13 protein-coding genes are annotated in these 16,159 nt (G+C 46.2%); 8 read left to right on the forward strand and 5 right to left on the reverse strand.

What is annotated here, in order from left to right:
- Nucleotides 1-314 precede the first annotated feature (314 nt).
- Entirely contained in the window at nucleotides 315-1,613 is a 1,299-nt protein-coding gene (thrC, locus tag AAFP14_RS11530; RefSeq protein ID WP_340519090.1) for a threonine synthase, read from the forward strand.
- A 131-nt stretch (nucleotides 1,614-1,744) separates the two neighbouring features.
- Complete coding sequence (locus AAFP14_RS11535; RefSeq protein WP_341732404.1) at nucleotides 1,745-2,020, forward strand: MoaD/ThiS family protein; 276 nt, start codon at nucleotides 1,745-1,747, stop codon at nucleotides 2,018-2,020.
- A gap of 193 nt (nucleotides 2,021-2,213) precedes the next feature.
- Here the strand turns inward: AAFP14_RS11535 and AAFP14_RS11540 are convergent, their stop codons facing one another.
- The 3 genes from AAFP14_RS11540 to AAFP14_RS11550 form a co-directional block, all read right to left on the reverse strand.
- A complete protein-coding gene (locus AAFP14_RS11540) occupies nucleotides 2,214-4,079 on the reverse strand; it encodes a ribonuclease J (RefSeq protein ID WP_341732405.1) in 1,866 nt (621 codons plus the stop codon).
- 261 nt (nucleotides 4,080-4,340) lie between these two features.
- Nucleotides 4,341-5,234 carry a 4-hydroxy-tetrahydrodipicolinate synthase gene (gene dapA / locus AAFP14_RS11545; RefSeq protein WP_341732406.1) on the reverse strand — a complete coding sequence of 298 codons (894 nt, stop codon included), beginning with the start codon at nucleotides 5,232-5,234 and terminating at the stop codon, nucleotides 4,341-4,343.
- Nucleotides 5,235-5,349: 115 nt separating this feature from the next.
- Nucleotides 5,350-6,393, reverse strand: coding sequence for an aspartate-semialdehyde dehydrogenase (locus AAFP14_RS11550; protein WP_341732407.1), 1,044 nt, complete (start codon nucleotides 6,391-6,393; stop codon nucleotides 5,350-5,352).
- A gap of 493 nt (nucleotides 6,394-6,886) precedes the next feature.
- Here AAFP14_RS11550 and tig point away from each other — a divergent pair, with 493 nt between their 5' ends.
- From tig to clpX, 3 genes are all read left to right on the forward strand, one after another.
- A complete protein-coding gene (gene tig / locus AAFP14_RS11555) occupies nucleotides 6,887-8,302 on the forward strand; it encodes a trigger factor (protein ID WP_341732408.1) in 1,416 nt (471 codons plus the stop codon).
- A 260-nt stretch (nucleotides 8,303-8,562) separates the two neighbouring features.
- On the forward strand, nucleotides 8,563-9,252 hold the full coding sequence (gene clpP / locus AAFP14_RS11560; protein ID WP_341732409.1) for an ATP-dependent Clp endopeptidase proteolytic subunit ClpP: 690 nt from the start codon (nucleotides 8,563-8,565) through the stop codon (nucleotides 9,250-9,252).
- A 9-nt stretch (nucleotides 9,253-9,261) separates the two neighbouring features.
- Nucleotides 9,262-10,608: an ATP-dependent protease ATP-binding subunit ClpX gene (clpX, locus tag AAFP14_RS11565; RefSeq protein WP_340519097.1), complete on the forward strand. Its 1,347-nt coding sequence runs from the start codon at nucleotides 9,262-9,264 to the stop codon at nucleotides 10,606-10,608.
- 118 nt (nucleotides 10,609-10,726) lie between these two features.
- Here the strand turns inward: clpX and AAFP14_RS11570 are convergent, their stop codons facing one another.
- Nucleotides 10,727-12,766, reverse strand: coding sequence for a DNA polymerase III subunit gamma/tau (locus AAFP14_RS11570; protein ID WP_341732410.1), 2,040 nt, complete (start codon nucleotides 12,764-12,766; stop codon nucleotides 10,727-10,729).
- A 527-nt stretch (nucleotides 12,767-13,293) separates the two neighbouring features.
- Here AAFP14_RS11570 and AAFP14_RS11575 point away from each other — a divergent pair.
- Nucleotides 13,294-14,190 carry a hypothetical protein gene (locus tag AAFP14_RS11575; protein WP_341732411.1) on the forward strand — a complete coding sequence of 299 codons (897 nt, stop codon included), beginning with the start codon at nucleotides 13,294-13,296 and terminating at the stop codon, nucleotides 14,188-14,190.
- A gap of 17 nt (nucleotides 14,191-14,207) precedes the next feature.
- On the opposite strand, the gene AAFP14_RS11580 is transcribed toward AAFP14_RS11575, so the two are convergent.
- Entirely contained in the window at nucleotides 14,208-14,945 is a 738-nt protein-coding gene (locus AAFP14_RS11580; protein WP_340519100.1) for a phycocyanobilin:ferredoxin oxidoreductase, read from the reverse strand.
- A 132-nt stretch (nucleotides 14,946-15,077) separates the two neighbouring features.
- Here AAFP14_RS11580 and AAFP14_RS11585 point away from each other — a divergent pair, with 132 nt between their 5' ends.
- Nucleotides 15,078-15,281 carry a TatA/E family twin arginine-targeting protein translocase gene (locus AAFP14_RS11585; RefSeq protein ID WP_341732412.1) on the forward strand — a complete coding sequence of 68 codons (204 nt, stop codon included), beginning with the start codon at nucleotides 15,078-15,080 and terminating at the stop codon, nucleotides 15,279-15,281.
- Between the two features lie 304 nt (nucleotides 15,282-15,585).
- Complete coding sequence (locus AAFP14_RS11590) at nucleotides 15,586-15,960, forward strand: hypothetical protein (RefSeq protein WP_341732413.1); 375 nt, start codon at nucleotides 15,586-15,588, stop codon at nucleotides 15,958-15,960.
- Nucleotides 15,961-16,159: the final 199 nt, after the last annotated feature.

Raw genomic sequence — 16,159 nt, forward strand, 5'->3', positions numbered from 1 at the left:
ATTGGAATGAACACCAATAACCAATAACCAACAACCAATATTAAGTTTTGTAACAAATTGCTCGTCAAATCATCCTGGAACTCGATCGGCCAACAGACAAAACCCACCGCTGCGGATTTCCAGGCAGAGGCAGAAAACGAGTATAAGCCTTGTGGAGTCTTGCACCTAGCCCACCCAACGATGCAAGTTAAACAACCACCATCTCACTCAAAAATCAATCCCGACTAAAAAAATCGGGTATGGTTGACGCACTAATTTCACCGTGGTATTCTGCGAAAAGAGTTAACAACATTGCAAAACTGGAGAGTTTAGCTATGACCCAGGCGACCAGAACCCAATCGACAGCAGCAACCTTCACAGCCCTCAAGTGCAAAGAATGCGGCGAAGAATACGAACTTCAAGCCAAACACGTCTGCGATTGCTGTTTCGGGCCGCTCGAAGTCAAATACGATTACGACGCTATCCGCCGCACCGTTACCAGACAAACCATCGAAGCCGGACCAAACTCGATTTGGCGTTACCGCGCATTTCTGCCAGTCGCCACAGATAACGTAATCGATGTCGGCACCGGCATGACTCCTCTATTAAAATCGCACCGCCTAGCTCGTCGCCTGGGTCTAAAAAATCTTTATATTAAAAACGATGCCGTCAATATGCCCACTCTCAGCTTCAAAGATAGAGTGGTGTCCGTTGCCCTCAGCAGAGCCAGAGAATTAGGTTTTACAACAGTATCCTGTGCCAGCACTGGTAATTTAGCTAACTCTACAGCGGCGATCGCAGCCCACGCCGGACTCGACTGTGTAGTCTTCATCCCCTCCGACTTAGAAGCAGGTAAAGTCCTCGGCACCCTAATTTACAATCCAACCGTGATGGCAGTTCACGGCAACTACGACCAAGTTAACCGCCTCTGCTGCGAAGTAGCCAATACACATGGCTGGGGATTTGTCAACATCAACTTGCGACCCTACTATTCCGAAGGCTCGAAAACCCTAGGCTACGAAGTGATCGAACAACTAGGTTGGAAATTGCCCGATCACGTAGTTGCTCCCCTGGCTTCCGGTTCTTTGTTCACCAAAATTTACAAAGGCTTTAACGAATTCACCGAAGTCGGCTTAGTTGAAGGCAAAAAAGTCCGCTTCAGCGGTGCCCAAGCTGACGGCTGTTCCCCCATCGCCCAAGCCTTCCGTGAAGGCCGCGATTTTGTTAAACCAGTGAAACCTAATACAATTGCTAAGTCGATCGCGATCGGCAATCCAGCAGACGGGATGTACGCCCTCGACATCGCCCGCAAAACAGGTGGCAACATCGAATCCGTCAGCGACAGCGAAATCATCGAAGGCATGAAACTGCTAGCCGAAACCGAAGGCATCTTCACCGAAACCGCAGGCGGCACTACCATCGCCGTCTTGAAGAAACTCGTAGAAGCAGGTAAAATCAACCCCGATGAAACCACCGTCGCCTACATCACCGGCAATGGCTTAAAAACCCAAGAAGCTGTCCAAGGCTACATCGGCGAACCCATCACCCTCGAACCAAAACTAGAAGCTTTCGAGCGCGCCCTAGAACGGGCTCGGACACTCGAACGCCTAGAATGGCAGCAAGTTTCAGTTTAATAGTCATTAGTCATTAGTCATTGGTCATTAGTCATTAGTTATCAAGCTGTTGACTGCTGACTGTTGACTGCTGACTGTTGACTGTTGACTAAGGACTACTGACTAAGGACTACTGACTAAGGACTAAAAAAATGAGTGTTAAAGTTTTAATTCCCACACCACTGCAAAAATTCACCAACAATCAAGCCACAATAGAATGCGGTGGGGCAAATATTTCGGAACTGATTGAAGCGTTAGAAACAAATTGCCCCGGCATCAAAAAAAGCCTGTGCGACGAACAAGGAACACCTCGTAGATTTTTGAATTTCTACGTCAATGCTGAAGACATCCGGTTTTTAGACGGTACTGAAACTGCTCTTAAAGATGGTGATGAAGTGAGTATTGTGCCGGCAGTGGCTGGCGGTTGATTTGTTCACCGCCAAGAGATGAATACCCGATTTGTTTAACAAGTCGGGTATTCATCTCTCTCTTCTCTTCCTTCGCGTCATAAGCGCCTTCGCGGTTAAATCATTCCGATACAACCGGAATTGATATCAGGATTTGATAGAAACAAAACAGAAAGCCACAGGATACAACCTGTGGCTTTCTGTTTATATCAATCTAAGAAACTACAGAGGCTACTTTTGCCGCAGTCCGAGGACGCCGACGACCTGTTACTTTATTTACAGGGGCTGGTACTGGCGATGGTACTGAGGATGCTAGTTTAGGTGCTTCAATGGAAAGCTGTTTTTGCACAGTTTCCGATCGCACTGCTTCTTCAGGAATTTGCATCAGGAATACCAGCATGGGATTACTTTGCAATTCCCGTCGCAGCACTCGCCCAATGGCTTTTTCTATTTGTGTTTGCACTCCTACCCAGTCCACATCAACTTGTGAGTCAGCATTCGTAGCCGGTTTCACAAATTCTGACCAACGATCGCTCAAAATTGTTTCAATGGTTTGAGTGATGAGTCGGATTACCTCGGTGCGATCGGCTGATGTCACTACACCTTTCAAGTGTACTTCCGGCTTGGCCACTAATTTGCCTTCCCAATTCAAAGCCGCCGCTACTGTTACCGCCCCATCTCCGGCTAACTGTTGGCGTTCCTTAAGGACGTTTTCTTTGACTACTCCCGATCGCGAAGAGTCTACCAATTCAATTCCTGAAGGCACTTTACCACCCACTCGCATCGAATTTTCGGTCAATTCTACAACATCGCCGTTGTCAATAATCACCATATTGCTAGCGGGAATGCCCATGCTTTGAGCTGTTTTGGAGTGCTGCACCAGCATCCGGTGTTCCCCGTGCACGGGTAAGAAGAATTTGGGACGAGTCATGTTAATCATTAACTTTTGGTCTTCTTGACAACCGTGTCCCGAAACGTGAATTCCCTTGTCGCGCCCGTAAACTACATTTGCGCCCAGCATCATCAATTTGTCGATCGTATTTACCACTGCGATCGTATTTCCCGGAATCGGGTTAGCTGAGAAGATGATGGTATCGCCCTTTCTGATTTTTAATTCGTGATGTTCCCCGTTAGCAATCCGAGTCATCGCCGCCATTGGTTCGCCTTGGGAACCTGTGGTTAAAATCAGTACCTTGTCATCTGGTAAATTGCGAATTTCTTTCAGGGGTTTGAAGATATTATCTTCGCATTTGATGTAGCCTAGATTCCGGCAGTGAGCGATGACATTCAACATCGATCGACCTACCACTCCTACATACCGATTGTTTTTCTTAGCTAGTTCTAAAACTATTTGCAATCGGTGTACTGAAGAAGCAAACGTCGTCACCATTACTCGTCCCGTTGCTTGAGCGATAATTCTGTCTAAATTCGGATAAACAGAACGTTCTGAAGCCGTAAAACCGGGAACTTCCGAGTTAGTGGAATCGCTAATCAAGCACAGCACGCCTTTTTCGCCATACTCCGCCAGTTTTTGGAAGTCAAAATGCTCGCCGTCTACAGGAGTGTGGTCAATTTTAAAGTCTCCTGTGTGGATCAAAATTCCCACTGGGGTGTGAATCGCCACGGTGAAACTGTCGGCCATCGAGTGAGTGTTGCGAATATATTCGACTAAGAAATTCTTGCCAATTCTCACCATATCGCGAGGCTTAACTGTCCTCAATTCTGTGCGGTGAGACACTCCGGCTTCCTCTAGTTTTCCGGCTAGCAAAGCCATAGCCAAACGCGGCCCGTAAATCACCGGAATTTCAAATTGTTTGAGGTGATAAGGGATACCGCCGATGTGGTCTTCGTGACCGTGAGTCACGATCATACCTTTAATTTTGTGGCTGTTTTCCCGCAGGTAAGTCATGTCTGGTAGGACAATATTTACCCCGTGCATTCCATCTGTCGGGAATGCTAAACCTGCATCCAAAAGAATTATTTCATCTCCGTACTCGAATACACAAGTATTTTTACCGATTTCGTGGAGCCCGCCGAGGGGAATAACTTTTAGAGCCTGTCCAGTTGTATTTTTGATCATGCGTATCCTTGGTTAGTTTTTTGTTATTTGTCTGTTGACTGTTGTCTTGTGTTTTTTTTCTGCTGTTTGTTGATGTGGGATATTTTTTCCATGATATTTTTGGAAAAATCTCCAGGGGTTTTGACTCTCCCTTACAGTCAGTTGTCTTGGGTCTTCAATCACCACTTCTTAGTTTTCAGCTAATAACTCATAGCTAATCACTAATGATTAATGACTAATCACAACCAATATTTAGTTTTCAGAAAACTCGTTCTCGCCTCTCTAGCTAGCTGATATCTGTGCTAACTGACTCAGTGCGTCCTTTAATTTTTGAGTCACCTCAACGGGCGGATCGCACAGGGGCGGACGGGTGGAACCTACATCCCAGCCTTGAAGTTTAAGAGCTGTCTTGACTGGAATCGGATTTGTGGTGAGAAAAAGAGCTTTAAACAAGTCAAATAGTTGCAAGTGAATCTGGGTAGCGACTTGAACTTGGCCCTTCTCAAAAGCTTCGATCATCTGTTGTAGTTGCTCTCCTACCAGGTGGCTGGCTACGCTAACTACACCAGATCCTCCTACCGCCAGCATCGGCAAAGTTAGGGAATCATCTCCAGAATAGATGGCAAATTCAGGGGATGTCAAGCGTCTAATTTGGCTGGCTTGATCTAAGTTGCCACTTGCTTCTTTTACTGCTACAATGTTCGGAATTTCTGCCAATTGAGCCACTGTTTCCGGCAACATATTTTGGCCAGTGCGACCGGGGATGTTATATAACATTATAGGCAATTCTGGAGCAGATTGGGCGATCGCCCGAAAATGGTTGTACAAACCTTCTTGTGGTGGCTTGTTGTAATAGGGCACCACCTGCAAGCAACCGTCTAAACCCAGTTTAGCTGCTTTTTGTGTAGCTTCGATCGCCTCGCGAGTTGAATTCGATCCCGCTCCTGCTATGACTTTTGCTTTACCTGCTACTGCTTGCTGCACCACCTGAAATAACTCGTACTCCTCATCCCAAGTCATCGTGGGAGATTCGCCCGTTGTTCCGCACAGTACCAAGCTATCCGTACCGCGATCGGCTAAATACACCGCCAACTGCTCTGCTACCGCATAGTTAACGCTGCCGTCTTCCTTAAACGGCGTAATCATTGCAGTCAGAACCCGTCCAAACTTTACCACACTTTCTCCGATTTTAGACTTGTGATTTTTGATTTTAAATTTTTGATTTTAGATGAAACGTTAATCTAAAATCCCTGCTGCTGCAAAACCTCATTACCTGTGGGGATGGTTCCCGCTACTTATAAACAGCCGCCCCCTGGGTTTGCAGTAATTTTTTTGTGGCGAGCAACTCGGCTATCTGCACTGCATTTAAAGCCGCCCCTTTGCGAATTTGATCGCCACTTAGCCACATTTCCAACCCGCAGGGGTGAGAAATATCTTGGCGTATCCTGCCTACCAACACCTCATCCTTACCGCTAGCCTCTGCGGGCATCGGGAAATAATTCGCTTGCCAGTCTTCTACCAGCTTAACCCCTTTTGCCTGCTTTAAAATGTCTCTGGCCTCGATCGCACTAAAAGGCTCTGCAAATTCTAGATTAATCGCTTCCGAATGCGCCCGGAGTACGGGAACCCGAATACAAGTTGCAGAAATTTTGATTTCTTCAGTCCCAAATATTTTCCTAGTTTCGTTCACCATTTTCATCTCTTCCTCACAGTACCCCAACTCGTTAATCGCGGTGTTGTGCGGAAACAAATTAAATGCTAATGGGTAGGGAAATATCTCCGTTTTGGGTGTTTCTCCCGCCAAAATTGCTCTAGCTTGAGCTTTCATTTCCTCCATTGCCCTGGCCCCTGCCCCGCTGGCAGACTGGTAAGTAGCTACCACTATGCGCTTGACTGGTCTGACTTGGTGAAGAGGCCAAACGGCCACTGCCATCAAAATCGTGGTGCAGTTGGGATTAGCAATGATACCTCGGTGAGACGCCACTGCTTCGGGATTAACTTCGGGAACCACTAGCGGCACCGTCGCATCCATACGGAAAGCGCTGGAATTGTCTATTACCACTGCTCCGGCTGCTACTGCTTTCGGAGCCCAATATTTGGAAGTAGACCCACCAGCCGAAGCCAGCACTAGATCTACATTATCAAAGGAGCGATCGGAGACTGCCTCCACCGATAGCATGGAGCTACCAAAGGGCAATTTTGCACCCGCAGAACGTTCCGAAGCCAGCAGCTTCAAATCTGCCAACGGAAAACTGCGACTGTGCAAGAGTTCTAGCAACTCCGCACCGACAGCACCCGTAGCACCTAAAATGGCAACTCGATAGGATTGAGACAAATTAGTTTCCTCCACAAATTAGATTGTAAGCGATCGAAATCTGGAATTTTAATAACCGCAATACTCAATATAAAACTTAATTAATGTTGGGCGACATCAGAATCGGTTAGGATGGCAAGGGCGCAGTTAACCGGACTTGCCACTCCAGCCTAGCGGCTGCGATCGAATCGTACCCATCGCTAGTTTAGCAAGGAATGAACTCCCCTGTGGCATAACCACAAACAAATAGCCTATTCTTGACTTTGAGACGCTTTTGTGGGGTAGCATTGACGTCTGAAGGCGATACGTGCTATTGTGCTTCGGCAATTAGTGTGTTGAACCTCCACAAAGCGTTCTGCTCCGCAAAACCTATGCACAACAATGATTGGCAGCCTCGTCAGGTATAGGTGTTTGTAGTTGTGCCAGTACGATTAAAAGCGTACAAACTTAAAATGCAGGCAAAGTCAGATTTGTATGTATTTTATATCACTATTGTTAAATATCAAAGAAGCCGATGAAAGTAACCCAGGAAAAACTTCCAGCTAGCCAAATTGGTCTGGAAATCGAAGTACCATCAGAAAAGTCAAAACAAGCCTACGAGCAAGTAATTAAACAATTTGCTCGCGAGATTAACATTCCTGGGTTCCGCAAAGGCAAAGTTCCCCGCCAAGTTTTGCTACAGCGCCTAGGTCAAACTCGATTGAAAGCAACGGCTTTAGAAAACTTGATTAATGACTCCCTACAAAAAGCCCTGGAACAAGAAAAAATTGCAGCCATTGGCACTTTTGAACTCAGCACCGAGTTTGAAGAGTTACTGTCTAAGTTTGACCCGGAACAGCCATTGACATTCTCAGCTAAGGTTGACGTAGAACCAGAAGTCAAAATGGGTCAGTACACAGGCTTGCAACTTCAAGCAGAAGAAGCTAAGTACGATGAGACTCAAGTAGATGAGGTATTAGCCAAATATCGATCGGACAAAGCTGCTTTAATCCCCATAGAAGGCAGACCAGCTCAATTAGGAGATATGGCTTTAGTTGATTTCTCCGGCAGATTTGCAGACGCACCAGAAGGCGAAACTCCCGCAGAAATTCCCGGCGGTCAAGCAGAAGACTTTCAAGTAGAATTATCGGAAAATCAGTTTGTACCTGGTTTCATCCAAGGCATGATCGGAATGAATCCGGGAGAAACCAGAGAAGTTTCTGTACAGTTTCCTGACGAGTATAGCAGTGAAGAATTAGCCGGAAAACCAGCAGTCTTTACGATTACTCTCAAAGAACTTAAGGAAAAAGAATTGCCGGAGTTGGACGACGATTTCGCCCAAGAAGTGAGCGAGTTTGAAACCTTGGCAGAACTGCGCGAATCCCTAGAAACTCGCTTTAAAGGAGACCAAGAGCGCAAAACGTCAGGGAACAAAGAAAAAGCAATATTAGAAGCCCTAGTGCAGCTAATAGAAGTGGAAATTCCCGAAACAATGCTAGAACGCGAAATCGATTTCTTGCTGAACCAACAAGCAGCCCAATTGAAAAATTACGGCATAGATATCAACCAACTGTTTACTGAAGAAAACATGGGACCGATGCGGGAACGCTCCCGTCCAGAAGCCATCAATCGCATCAAGCAGTCTCTAGCTCTAGCAGAAATAGCCAAGCTGGAATCTTTGTCTGTAGAACCAGCAGAAGTAGCAGCAGAAGTAGCTAGCGTCAGAAAGCAGTTTCCGAAAGGAGATTTTGACCCCGAAAGGTTGCAGCAATTTGTCCGAGAAGACTTGCTCAAACAAAAAACCATCAAATGGTTGGAAGAAAAGGGAACAATCGAACTCCTACCAGAAGGTTCTCTGACTCCGGCAGTAGATGAAGATGAGGATGCAGAGGATGCAGAAACTTCAGAAGCATCCACAACCGTTGAAGTAGAAGTGGTAGGAGAAGACTAGCACTCGCAGTTACTTACGCGATCGAGTCCGGCTAAATATTCATCGTACTTTGGCTGGACAACGCCCCATCTAAGAGCGAGAGTGCCACTTGTCGGCGCAGCATCCTAGCGCCAGAGAACCCCCCTGCGCTAGGAAATTCCCAATTCCCAATTCCCAATTCCCCCATCTCACTCTAGAAAGGGCATAATAGTTAAAAGCTGGCGGCTTAATTTCAAGCTTTCATCAGCCGTAAATAGTCTATAATCCTTGACTGGTGTCTTATGGTTGTATCTCAATCTTCCAACTACCTAATTACAAGCTCTAACAATTTTGAGGTCAGCGACCACCCCAGCAACGTAGTGCCAATGGTACTCGAACAGTCGGGGATGGGCGAGCGAGCCTTTGACATTTACTCGCGCTTGCTGCGGGAGCGCATTGTGTTTTTAGGAACCCCTGTAACTGACGAAGTGGCAGATTCCATAGTGGCTCAGCTACTGTTTCTAGACGCCGAAGACCCAGAAAAAGACATTCAAATGTACATAAATTCCCCTGGTGGTTCGGTGACGGCCGGCATGGCAATTTATGACACAATGCAACAAATCCGCCCCGATGTCGTGACAATTTGTTACGGTTTAGCAGCAAGTATGGGTGCATTTCTGTTGACTGCGGGAGCCGCGGGCAAACGGATGTCTCTGCCGAGTTCGAGAATTATGATTCACCAGCCCCTGGGCGGTGCCCAAGGTCAAGCAGTAGATATTGAGATTCAAGCCAAAGAAATCCTTTATCATAAGCGTAAGCTGAATGAACTGTTAGCACACCACACAGGTCAACCGATCGATAAATTAGAGGCCGATACCGATCGCGACTTTTTCATGTCAGCGGCAGAAGCCAAAGATTACGGATTGGTCGATAAAGTCATAGCTAAGGAAAACCTTCCGGCCGCGGGAGAGAATGTCACTGCACTGAAATAAGAGGCTGTTATGTCTAAATACGACTCCCATCTAAAATGTTCCTTTTGTGGCAAGTCTCAAGAGCAGGTACGCAAGTTGATCGCAGGCCCAGCAGTATATATCTGCGATGAATGTGTTGACTTGTGCAATGAAATTTTAGATGAGGAGTTGTTTGACTCCACCGCCGTGCCGGCCGCGACGGCAGTACCTCCAAAGCCGGAAACCAGCCAAAAGCGCCGCACTACTTCCGGCAAAAGCCTGTCTCTGAGCCAAATTCCCAAGCCGAGGGAAATTAAAAATTACCTCGATGAAAATGTGATCGGCCAAGATGAGGCGAAAAAGGTGTTGTCGGTGGCAGTTTATAACCACTACAAGCGCCTCAGTTTTATTCATAGCAAAAATAGTGGCAAGCACCCACCGGAAGAAGTAGAACTGCAAAAGTCAAATATTCTGTTAATCGGGCCCACGGGCTGTGGCAAAACGCTGCTGGCTCAAACTTTGGCAGATATGCTGGATGTACCCTTTGCAGTGGCTGATGCCACGACGCTGACGGAAGCGGGCTACGTTGGGGAAGATGTGGAGAATATTTTGTTGCGCTTGCTGCAAGTGGCAGATATGGATGTGGAAGAGGCGCAGCGCGGCATCATTTATATTGATGAAATTGACAAAATTGCCCGGAAGAGCGAAAATCCTTCGATTACGCGGGATGTGTCGGGGGAAGGCGTGCAGCAGGCGCTGTTGAAAATGCTGGAAGGGACGATCGCCAATGTACCACCTCAAGGCGGGCGCAAGCATCCCTATCAAGACTGCATCCAAATTGATACCAGCAATATCATGTTTATTTGCGGTGGCGCTTTTGTCGGTTTGGATAAAGTGGTAGAGCAGAGAACGGGCAAAAAGTCCATGGGTTTTATTCAGCCGGGAGAAGCTGTGCCGAAGGAAAAGCGGGCCGCTGATGTCCTCAAGCAACTGGAACCCGATGATTTGGTGAAATTTGGGATGATTCCTGAGTTTATTGGCAGGGTACCGGTGGCGGCCGTTGTCGATCCTTTGGATGAGGAGACGCTGATGGCGATTTTGACGGAACCGCGCAATGCTTTGGTTAAGCAGTATCAAAAGCTGCTAAAGATGGATAATGTACAGTTGGAGTTTAAGGCGGATGCTGTGCGGGCGATCGCCCAGGAAGCATACCGACGCAAAACTGGGGCGCGGGCACTCAGAGGAATTGTCGAAGAGTTGATGTTGGATGTGATGTATGAGTTGCCGTCGCGCAAGGATGTGACGCGCTGTATGATTACTAAGGAAATGGTGGAGAAGCGATCGACTGCTGAGTTGTTGATACTTCCCTCTTCGCTACCTAAGCCGGAGTCGGCTTAAAAGTTTTTGTATTGTCAATCAGCTTTTGATCGGCGGGCTTTCCGGCCTATTCCACCATAAACTTAATCTATGGTGAAACAGGCCGGAGAGCCTGTTGATTCCCAATCCCCATTCCCAACTACCAATCAATTAAATCATCCTCATCTGACTCAGAAGACAACGCAGGTAAGTCCGGTTCAGATTCCCATGTAAAAGTTTCCGACTCCCAAACCTCCAAGCCATCGGAGAAATCAACTACTTCCCCATCAAACATCTGAGCCCACACCCCAGCAGCATTGACTACATCTTGGGCATCAGCCCGCACCGCCACAGCTTGAGCATTTAAATCATTCCCAGAGGCGATCGACCCCTTACTCTCCCCCCCCACTGGTTCCGAAGCATTTGACAGCTTGGCGCTAGTATTTTCAGGGGCTGGCGAGTGTTTTTGTGCTTCTCCCCTATTCCTGGAAAAATCCTCTAAAATTTCCGGTTTTTGTACCTGTTGATTCCCATCATCCACCGGAGTATAATTCCGAGAATTTCCCCCCATACGTCCGTTAGAAGTGGGGAAATTCTTGGGTTCTAAACTATTAGTTTCAGTGGAATTTTTTAATCCCAATTGGACCGTGACTCGACGGTTAAAAATTTGCAAAAAAGCTTCTTCAATATTAGTTACTTTGTCTTTAACCATCTTGAGCAACTGTGGCGAATTAATTTTAATAACCGCCGCATCATTGCTAAAACTCACCAGATGTCCGTGTTGGCGAAGCAAAGATTGAGTACCGTGGGGGCGCACGCGATTCAGTACCTGTTCCCACACTTGATTTAGATCGATTTCGCTAGTGGAATTAGTTGGTGGATAATTTGTGGTGTCAGCAGTCGGTATAGATTCTCGAATCGGTGCGGTGAATGTGTTTTCTGTGGGATTAGCCATAGGTGGCGGAGTCGTCGGAGGAGGTTGCACATTTGGCATTGCAGATTCTGCAATATGAGATATCTGACTCCCTCCCACTGGGGTTTGGGGGGGCTGAATTTGTGCTGGATTAGTATTTTGTGCTGGTTGATTTACTGGTTGTGGCTGAGTTCTAATGGCTGAGGGTAATAATCCCAATAATGTTACTTCTAGCCACAAACGTGGCTGAGTAGTGTTTTTAATTTGTACTTCGTGGGTTTGCAAGTGTTTCTGACCCGCTAAAATTAATTCTGCCTCCCAATGAGTTGCAAACTTGACAAGTTTATCCCAAGTGGCTGAGGTTAAAGCTACTAAATCTGAGCGTGTTGGTGCTGCTTTTGCTATCAGCAAATCTCGGTAAAAACTGGCTAGATTCTGAAGAACTATCAGTGGTTCTCGACCGCGATTCATCAGGTGACGGGTCATGTCTACTAAGGCTGTGGCATTGTCTTTGTCAATAGCTTCTAGGAGTTCCATTAAGTCGTTTTCTGGGACTGCACCGACTAAATCCCAAACTTTTTCGACGGTGACTTCACCGGGAAATAAACTGAGTTGGTCTAGCAGACTTTCGGCATCTCGCAGTCCTCCTTGGGCGAGTTGAGCAACCATATATACTGCGTCGCTGGCTATGTTGATATTTTCTAATTTGGCAATTTTCTGTAAGTGGGCGGTCATTGCATCGAGGGCTATGCGGCGAAAGTCGAATCTTTGACAGCGGGAAATAATTGTTGGTAAGACTCTTTGAGGGTCTGTGGTTGCGAGGACGAATACTACGTTGTCTGGTGGTTCTTCTAGGGTTTTTAATAAGGCGTTAAATGCCTGGTTACTGAGCATATGAACTTCGTCAATTACATATACTTTGTAGCGGCATTGTACGGGGGCAAATTGAGCGCGTTCGATCAAATCCCGGATGTTATCGACTCCTGTGTTGCTGGCGGCATCAATTTCGATTACGTCTAGTGTGGAACCTCTGGCTATTTCTTGGCAAACGTTGCATTTGCCGCATGGTGTGGGGGTTGGGGCACCCGTAGAAATACAGTTGAGGGATTTGGCAAAAATTCGAGCACTAGAGGTTTTACCGGTGCCTCTGGGGCCTGTGAATAGATATGCTGGTGCTATGCGATTTTGCAGGATGGCGCTAGTGAGGGTTTGGGCGATCGCCTCTTGGCCTACTAATTCGGCAAAAGTCTGGGGGCGATATTTGTGGTGGAGGGGTTCGTAGGTCACGATCGAATATGGGTGTTATGTTAACTAAGGAGATGTGGTTCGATCGCACCATAGCTCAACTTTCAAAGCAAGTTCTCTGGAGGCGAACTGAGTGGAACGAAGAACTCGTAGCAATTAGTACCTAAGTCTTTTGGGCGCTACGATCGTCCGGGCGATCGATTGTGGTCCTCAAGATTTTTTAAGAGCGATCGGAGAATTACTATTAATCTATGTAAATTCACTGATATTTGCGAGAAACTGCTCTGCTGAAAAAACATTTTTCCTGCGGGTATTGGTATAATATATCACACATTATTTACCATCGCTTTTTGCCAGTACAAGGGTGCAATTTTCCGAGATTTCGCGAACCTGCTTGCAGTTAAAGATAAAGTATTAATTAGAGGGTGCCCGTTCGAGTTGTAGAAATCCAATTGTAGAAAGATTGTGGTAGAAAGAAGTCAAGGTGGCTCGAACCAGCGAGTTGCAATGTCATCTCCACTCAGGGGCATTCTATAAATATAACGTCAAATTTTACCCTTTAAAAGCCCATGTCAACCAAAATAATCCTTGTAGAACCAAGGTTGGCAGTAGCCTCTCCCAAGCCCAAACAGGCTAAGCCAGGAGGTTTACCCTCGGATCAAATCTTGATGGGAGCATCGGGATTACTGTTGTTATTACTTGTCGGTTTAGCGGTGTTTAGCAAAATTAAACTGGATGGTTTGAGCAAGAAGCTCACTTTTGAGGAATTTAGAAATCGAGAACTCCAGAAAAAATATAAAATGGCTCTGGAAACGATGTCAAAAATGGAAAAAAATCCCGACCTCATCCACTCACGAGACTTTAATTTAGACTACCTGAGAATGCGGATGGCGGAAGAAGTTTTTCACTTTGCCATTGTGACTCAAATTAAGGTAAAAGTCAAAGAAAAAATTAGTATTGCCCTGCGTCCAACTCAGGGTAGTGTAGGAGATAAAAGTGGGAACGCCGGCACTGGCAGACAAGTGGATTCGATGTTTGATATCGAATACGAAACTGGCGATCCGGCGGTAAAAATCGAAAAGCGAGTGCTGTTTCGGATTCAAATTAAGTTGATGAAACTCCCGACTCAGGCAACATCGGCGACAATTAATCAAATTATTGACTGTTTGGAAACTTACCTAAGTCCTTCCGACGACCACGACAGTTGGCAGCCGACAATTCAAGGTCGCATCGTTCACATTGAATGGGACCAAAAGGCGAAACCGACGCCGATGTTGGTGCTGGAACAGTCGAATGAAGGAGTGAATGTCACTTTCAGAACTACTAGAGCTGCCGCTGGCAGACCTGCAAATGCCAATGACAGTCAGTTAGCCGGTGCTAAGGGTGCAAAAGGTAAGAGTGCAAGTAAAAGTGCATCCAAGAGTTCTACAAAAACAGGTACTAAGCGTCCGACTTCCCGCAAGTAATTGTCAACATATTTTAGCTATTTAGGGAAATCAAAAAGCACCTCGGTCATGTAATGTTCTGCCCAATCTTGACCGAAAGCTTTTTCCAATACGCGACGGGTTTTGTCGTTTTGTTGCTGCTGGGTGCAGTAGTAAATTTGAGCATCGAGAATTTTTGATGCTTCGGCGACAGAAACTGGTTCTGAGGCTACTGCCAGTTTGCAGTGAATTTCCATGTAGGATTCAACTATGTCCAGAAATCGACTTTCTTCTTCTGGGGAATCTGGGCGCACAAATAGGCAAAATTCTGAAAAAATATCGCCCCATTCGGGAATTTGGCGGGGACAGGAAAACTGGTTGACGGGCAGAGTTTGCAGTGGAGTGCGGTAGGTTTCGGACAAAGTGCGATCGGCATTGAGGGGAGAAAGGTCGGCGATCGCAGCGCTAATTTGGCCTTTACCTGCTACGATATCCGTACCGAACATGGGCAAAGCGTAATTCGGTCTGGGAAACATCACGCAGTGCAGGATATCGAGCAAGGGGCCGACTTTGGCGAGTTCTAGGTGTATTTTACGGAATTGGGGAGTTTGATAGCAGCGGTTTTCGATGATCAGTTTTTCTCCTTCCAAACGCCCTTCCACATATCCCAACTCAGCAGGCAGGTGGTAGGGTTCCAGGTCGAGGTACCGACGCCATACTGATTCTATCCGATCGGCTAGTTCGCGGATGAGGTAGTGTTGTTGGTCTCGTAGAGAAGGCTTGGATATTTCTAACATTCTGATTTATGGGGCGATCGGCTTAACAAAACTTTATTCAACTGTTGCAGGATGCAGGAACAAAGGTAGATACTTTTAAGGATATCAGTAAGATCGACGGGCGAGCGAGCAAGTTTTACAGGAGATGAATCTATGTTTGGTCTAGGATTGCCCGAAATGGGCATTATTGCGGTAGTAGCTATTCTAATTTTCGGTCCTAAGAAAATTCCTGAGTTGGGCAATGCTTTGGGAAAAACCTTGCGGAGTTTTAAGGAAGGGGTGAGTCAAGCTGAGGATGAATCTCCCGTCAAGGAGAAGGAGAAGGAGAAAGAGGAAGAGACTCAACCGAAAGTGTAAATTAGTGTGGTAGTGAAGATTTTAGTCCTGATATTTAAGGACTAAAGTTCTCGCTTGCTATCTCTGGGGAAAATTTGTGCTGAAACATGAGTACAACTTCCACCAGAGACTGAATTTGTTAGTTGTGGGGTGGGGACGGGAGCCCGGTGATTAATCAAGCCCCCCCATTACCAAATTAACTATTTGTGGAACTGGTCGAAGAACCCGTTGCTAAGAAGGATACAAATCCCAACCCAAAAAAATGCTATAATATCGACTTTGAATCCTAAGATTGTCCAATAAATAGAGAAAATAGTAACATAATATGGTCGTTATTACATCCCAAGAAATTGCCTTATTTCGCTCAGAATTAGCAGCCTATTCCCAAGCATTGAAGGCCCTCGATGAAATCGAAGATTGCGAGGGAAATATCGAAGATGCAGCGATATCTCTGGCAATTCAAGCCGGACAAGAACCGAATATTTCTGAAAATTGGCTAGACGGATTAGCTAAAAGATGCCGCGTTGCTATCTGCAAATCTGAGATTAAAGAAGAGTTGATAAATGGACGTTTGAATGCAGCCTTCGGAGATTTGTTAGCCGCGAAAGTTTGCCCGGATATTTTGATAACTGCGGTGATTATTTATGTGTTTAAAACTGGGGTGAATGAGTTTTGTGAGCCTCTTGAATATAAACTTTAAAGCTATATTAGTCGGTGGCGAGAAACCGGGTTTTTACGAACATACTTAGTTACACCACCCAAAAATCACAAAAAACCAGATTTCTGAGATTCTCTGGGTGGCGAGAAACCGGGTTTTTACGAACATACTTAGTTACACCACCCAAAAATCACAAAAAACCCGGTTTCTGAGATTCCCGGTTTCTGAGATTCTCTGGGTG

Source organism: Microcoleus sp. EPA2 (assembly GCA_020882975.1).
Lineage (GTDB): Bacteria > Cyanobacteriota > Cyanobacteriia > Cyanobacteriales > Microcoleaceae > Microcoleus.

Bases quoted from the DNA above. Each gene is read 5' to 3' on its own strand.
- thrC (WP_340519090.1), top strand. From the start codon at position 315: ATGACCCAGGCGACCAGAACCCAATCGACAGCAGCAACCTTCACAGCC.
- AAFP14_RS11535 (WP_341732404.1), top strand. From the start codon at position 1,745: ATGAGTGTTAAAGTTTTAATTCCCACACCACTGCAAAAATTCACCAAC.
- AAFP14_RS11540 (WP_341732405.1), bottom strand. From the start codon at position 4,079: ATGATCAAAAATACAACTGGACAGGCTCTAAAAGTTATTCCCCTCGGC.
- tig (WP_341732408.1), top strand. From the start codon at position 6,887: ATGAAAGTAACCCAGGAAAAACTTCCAGCTAGCCAAATTGGTCTGGAA.
- clpP (WP_341732409.1), top strand. From the start codon at position 8,563: ATGGTTGTATCTCAATCTTCCAACTACCTAATTACAAGCTCTAACAAT.
- clpX (WP_340519097.1), top strand. From the start codon at position 9,262: ATGTCTAAATACGACTCCCATCTAAAATGTTCCTTTTGTGGCAAGTCT.
- AAFP14_RS11575 (WP_341732411.1), top strand. From the start codon at position 13,294: ATGTCAACCAAAATAATCCTTGTAGAACCAAGGTTGGCAGTAGCCTCT.
- AAFP14_RS11580 (WP_340519100.1), bottom strand. From the start codon at position 14,945: ATGTTAGAAATATCCAAGCCTTCTCTACGAGACCAACAACACTACCTC.
- AAFP14_RS11585 (WP_341732412.1), top strand. From the start codon at position 15,078: ATGTTTGGTCTAGGATTGCCCGAAATGGGCATTATTGCGGTAGTAGCT.
- AAFP14_RS11590 (WP_341732413.1), top strand. From the start codon at position 15,586: ATGGTCGTTATTACATCCCAAGAAATTGCCTTATTTCGCTCAGAATTA.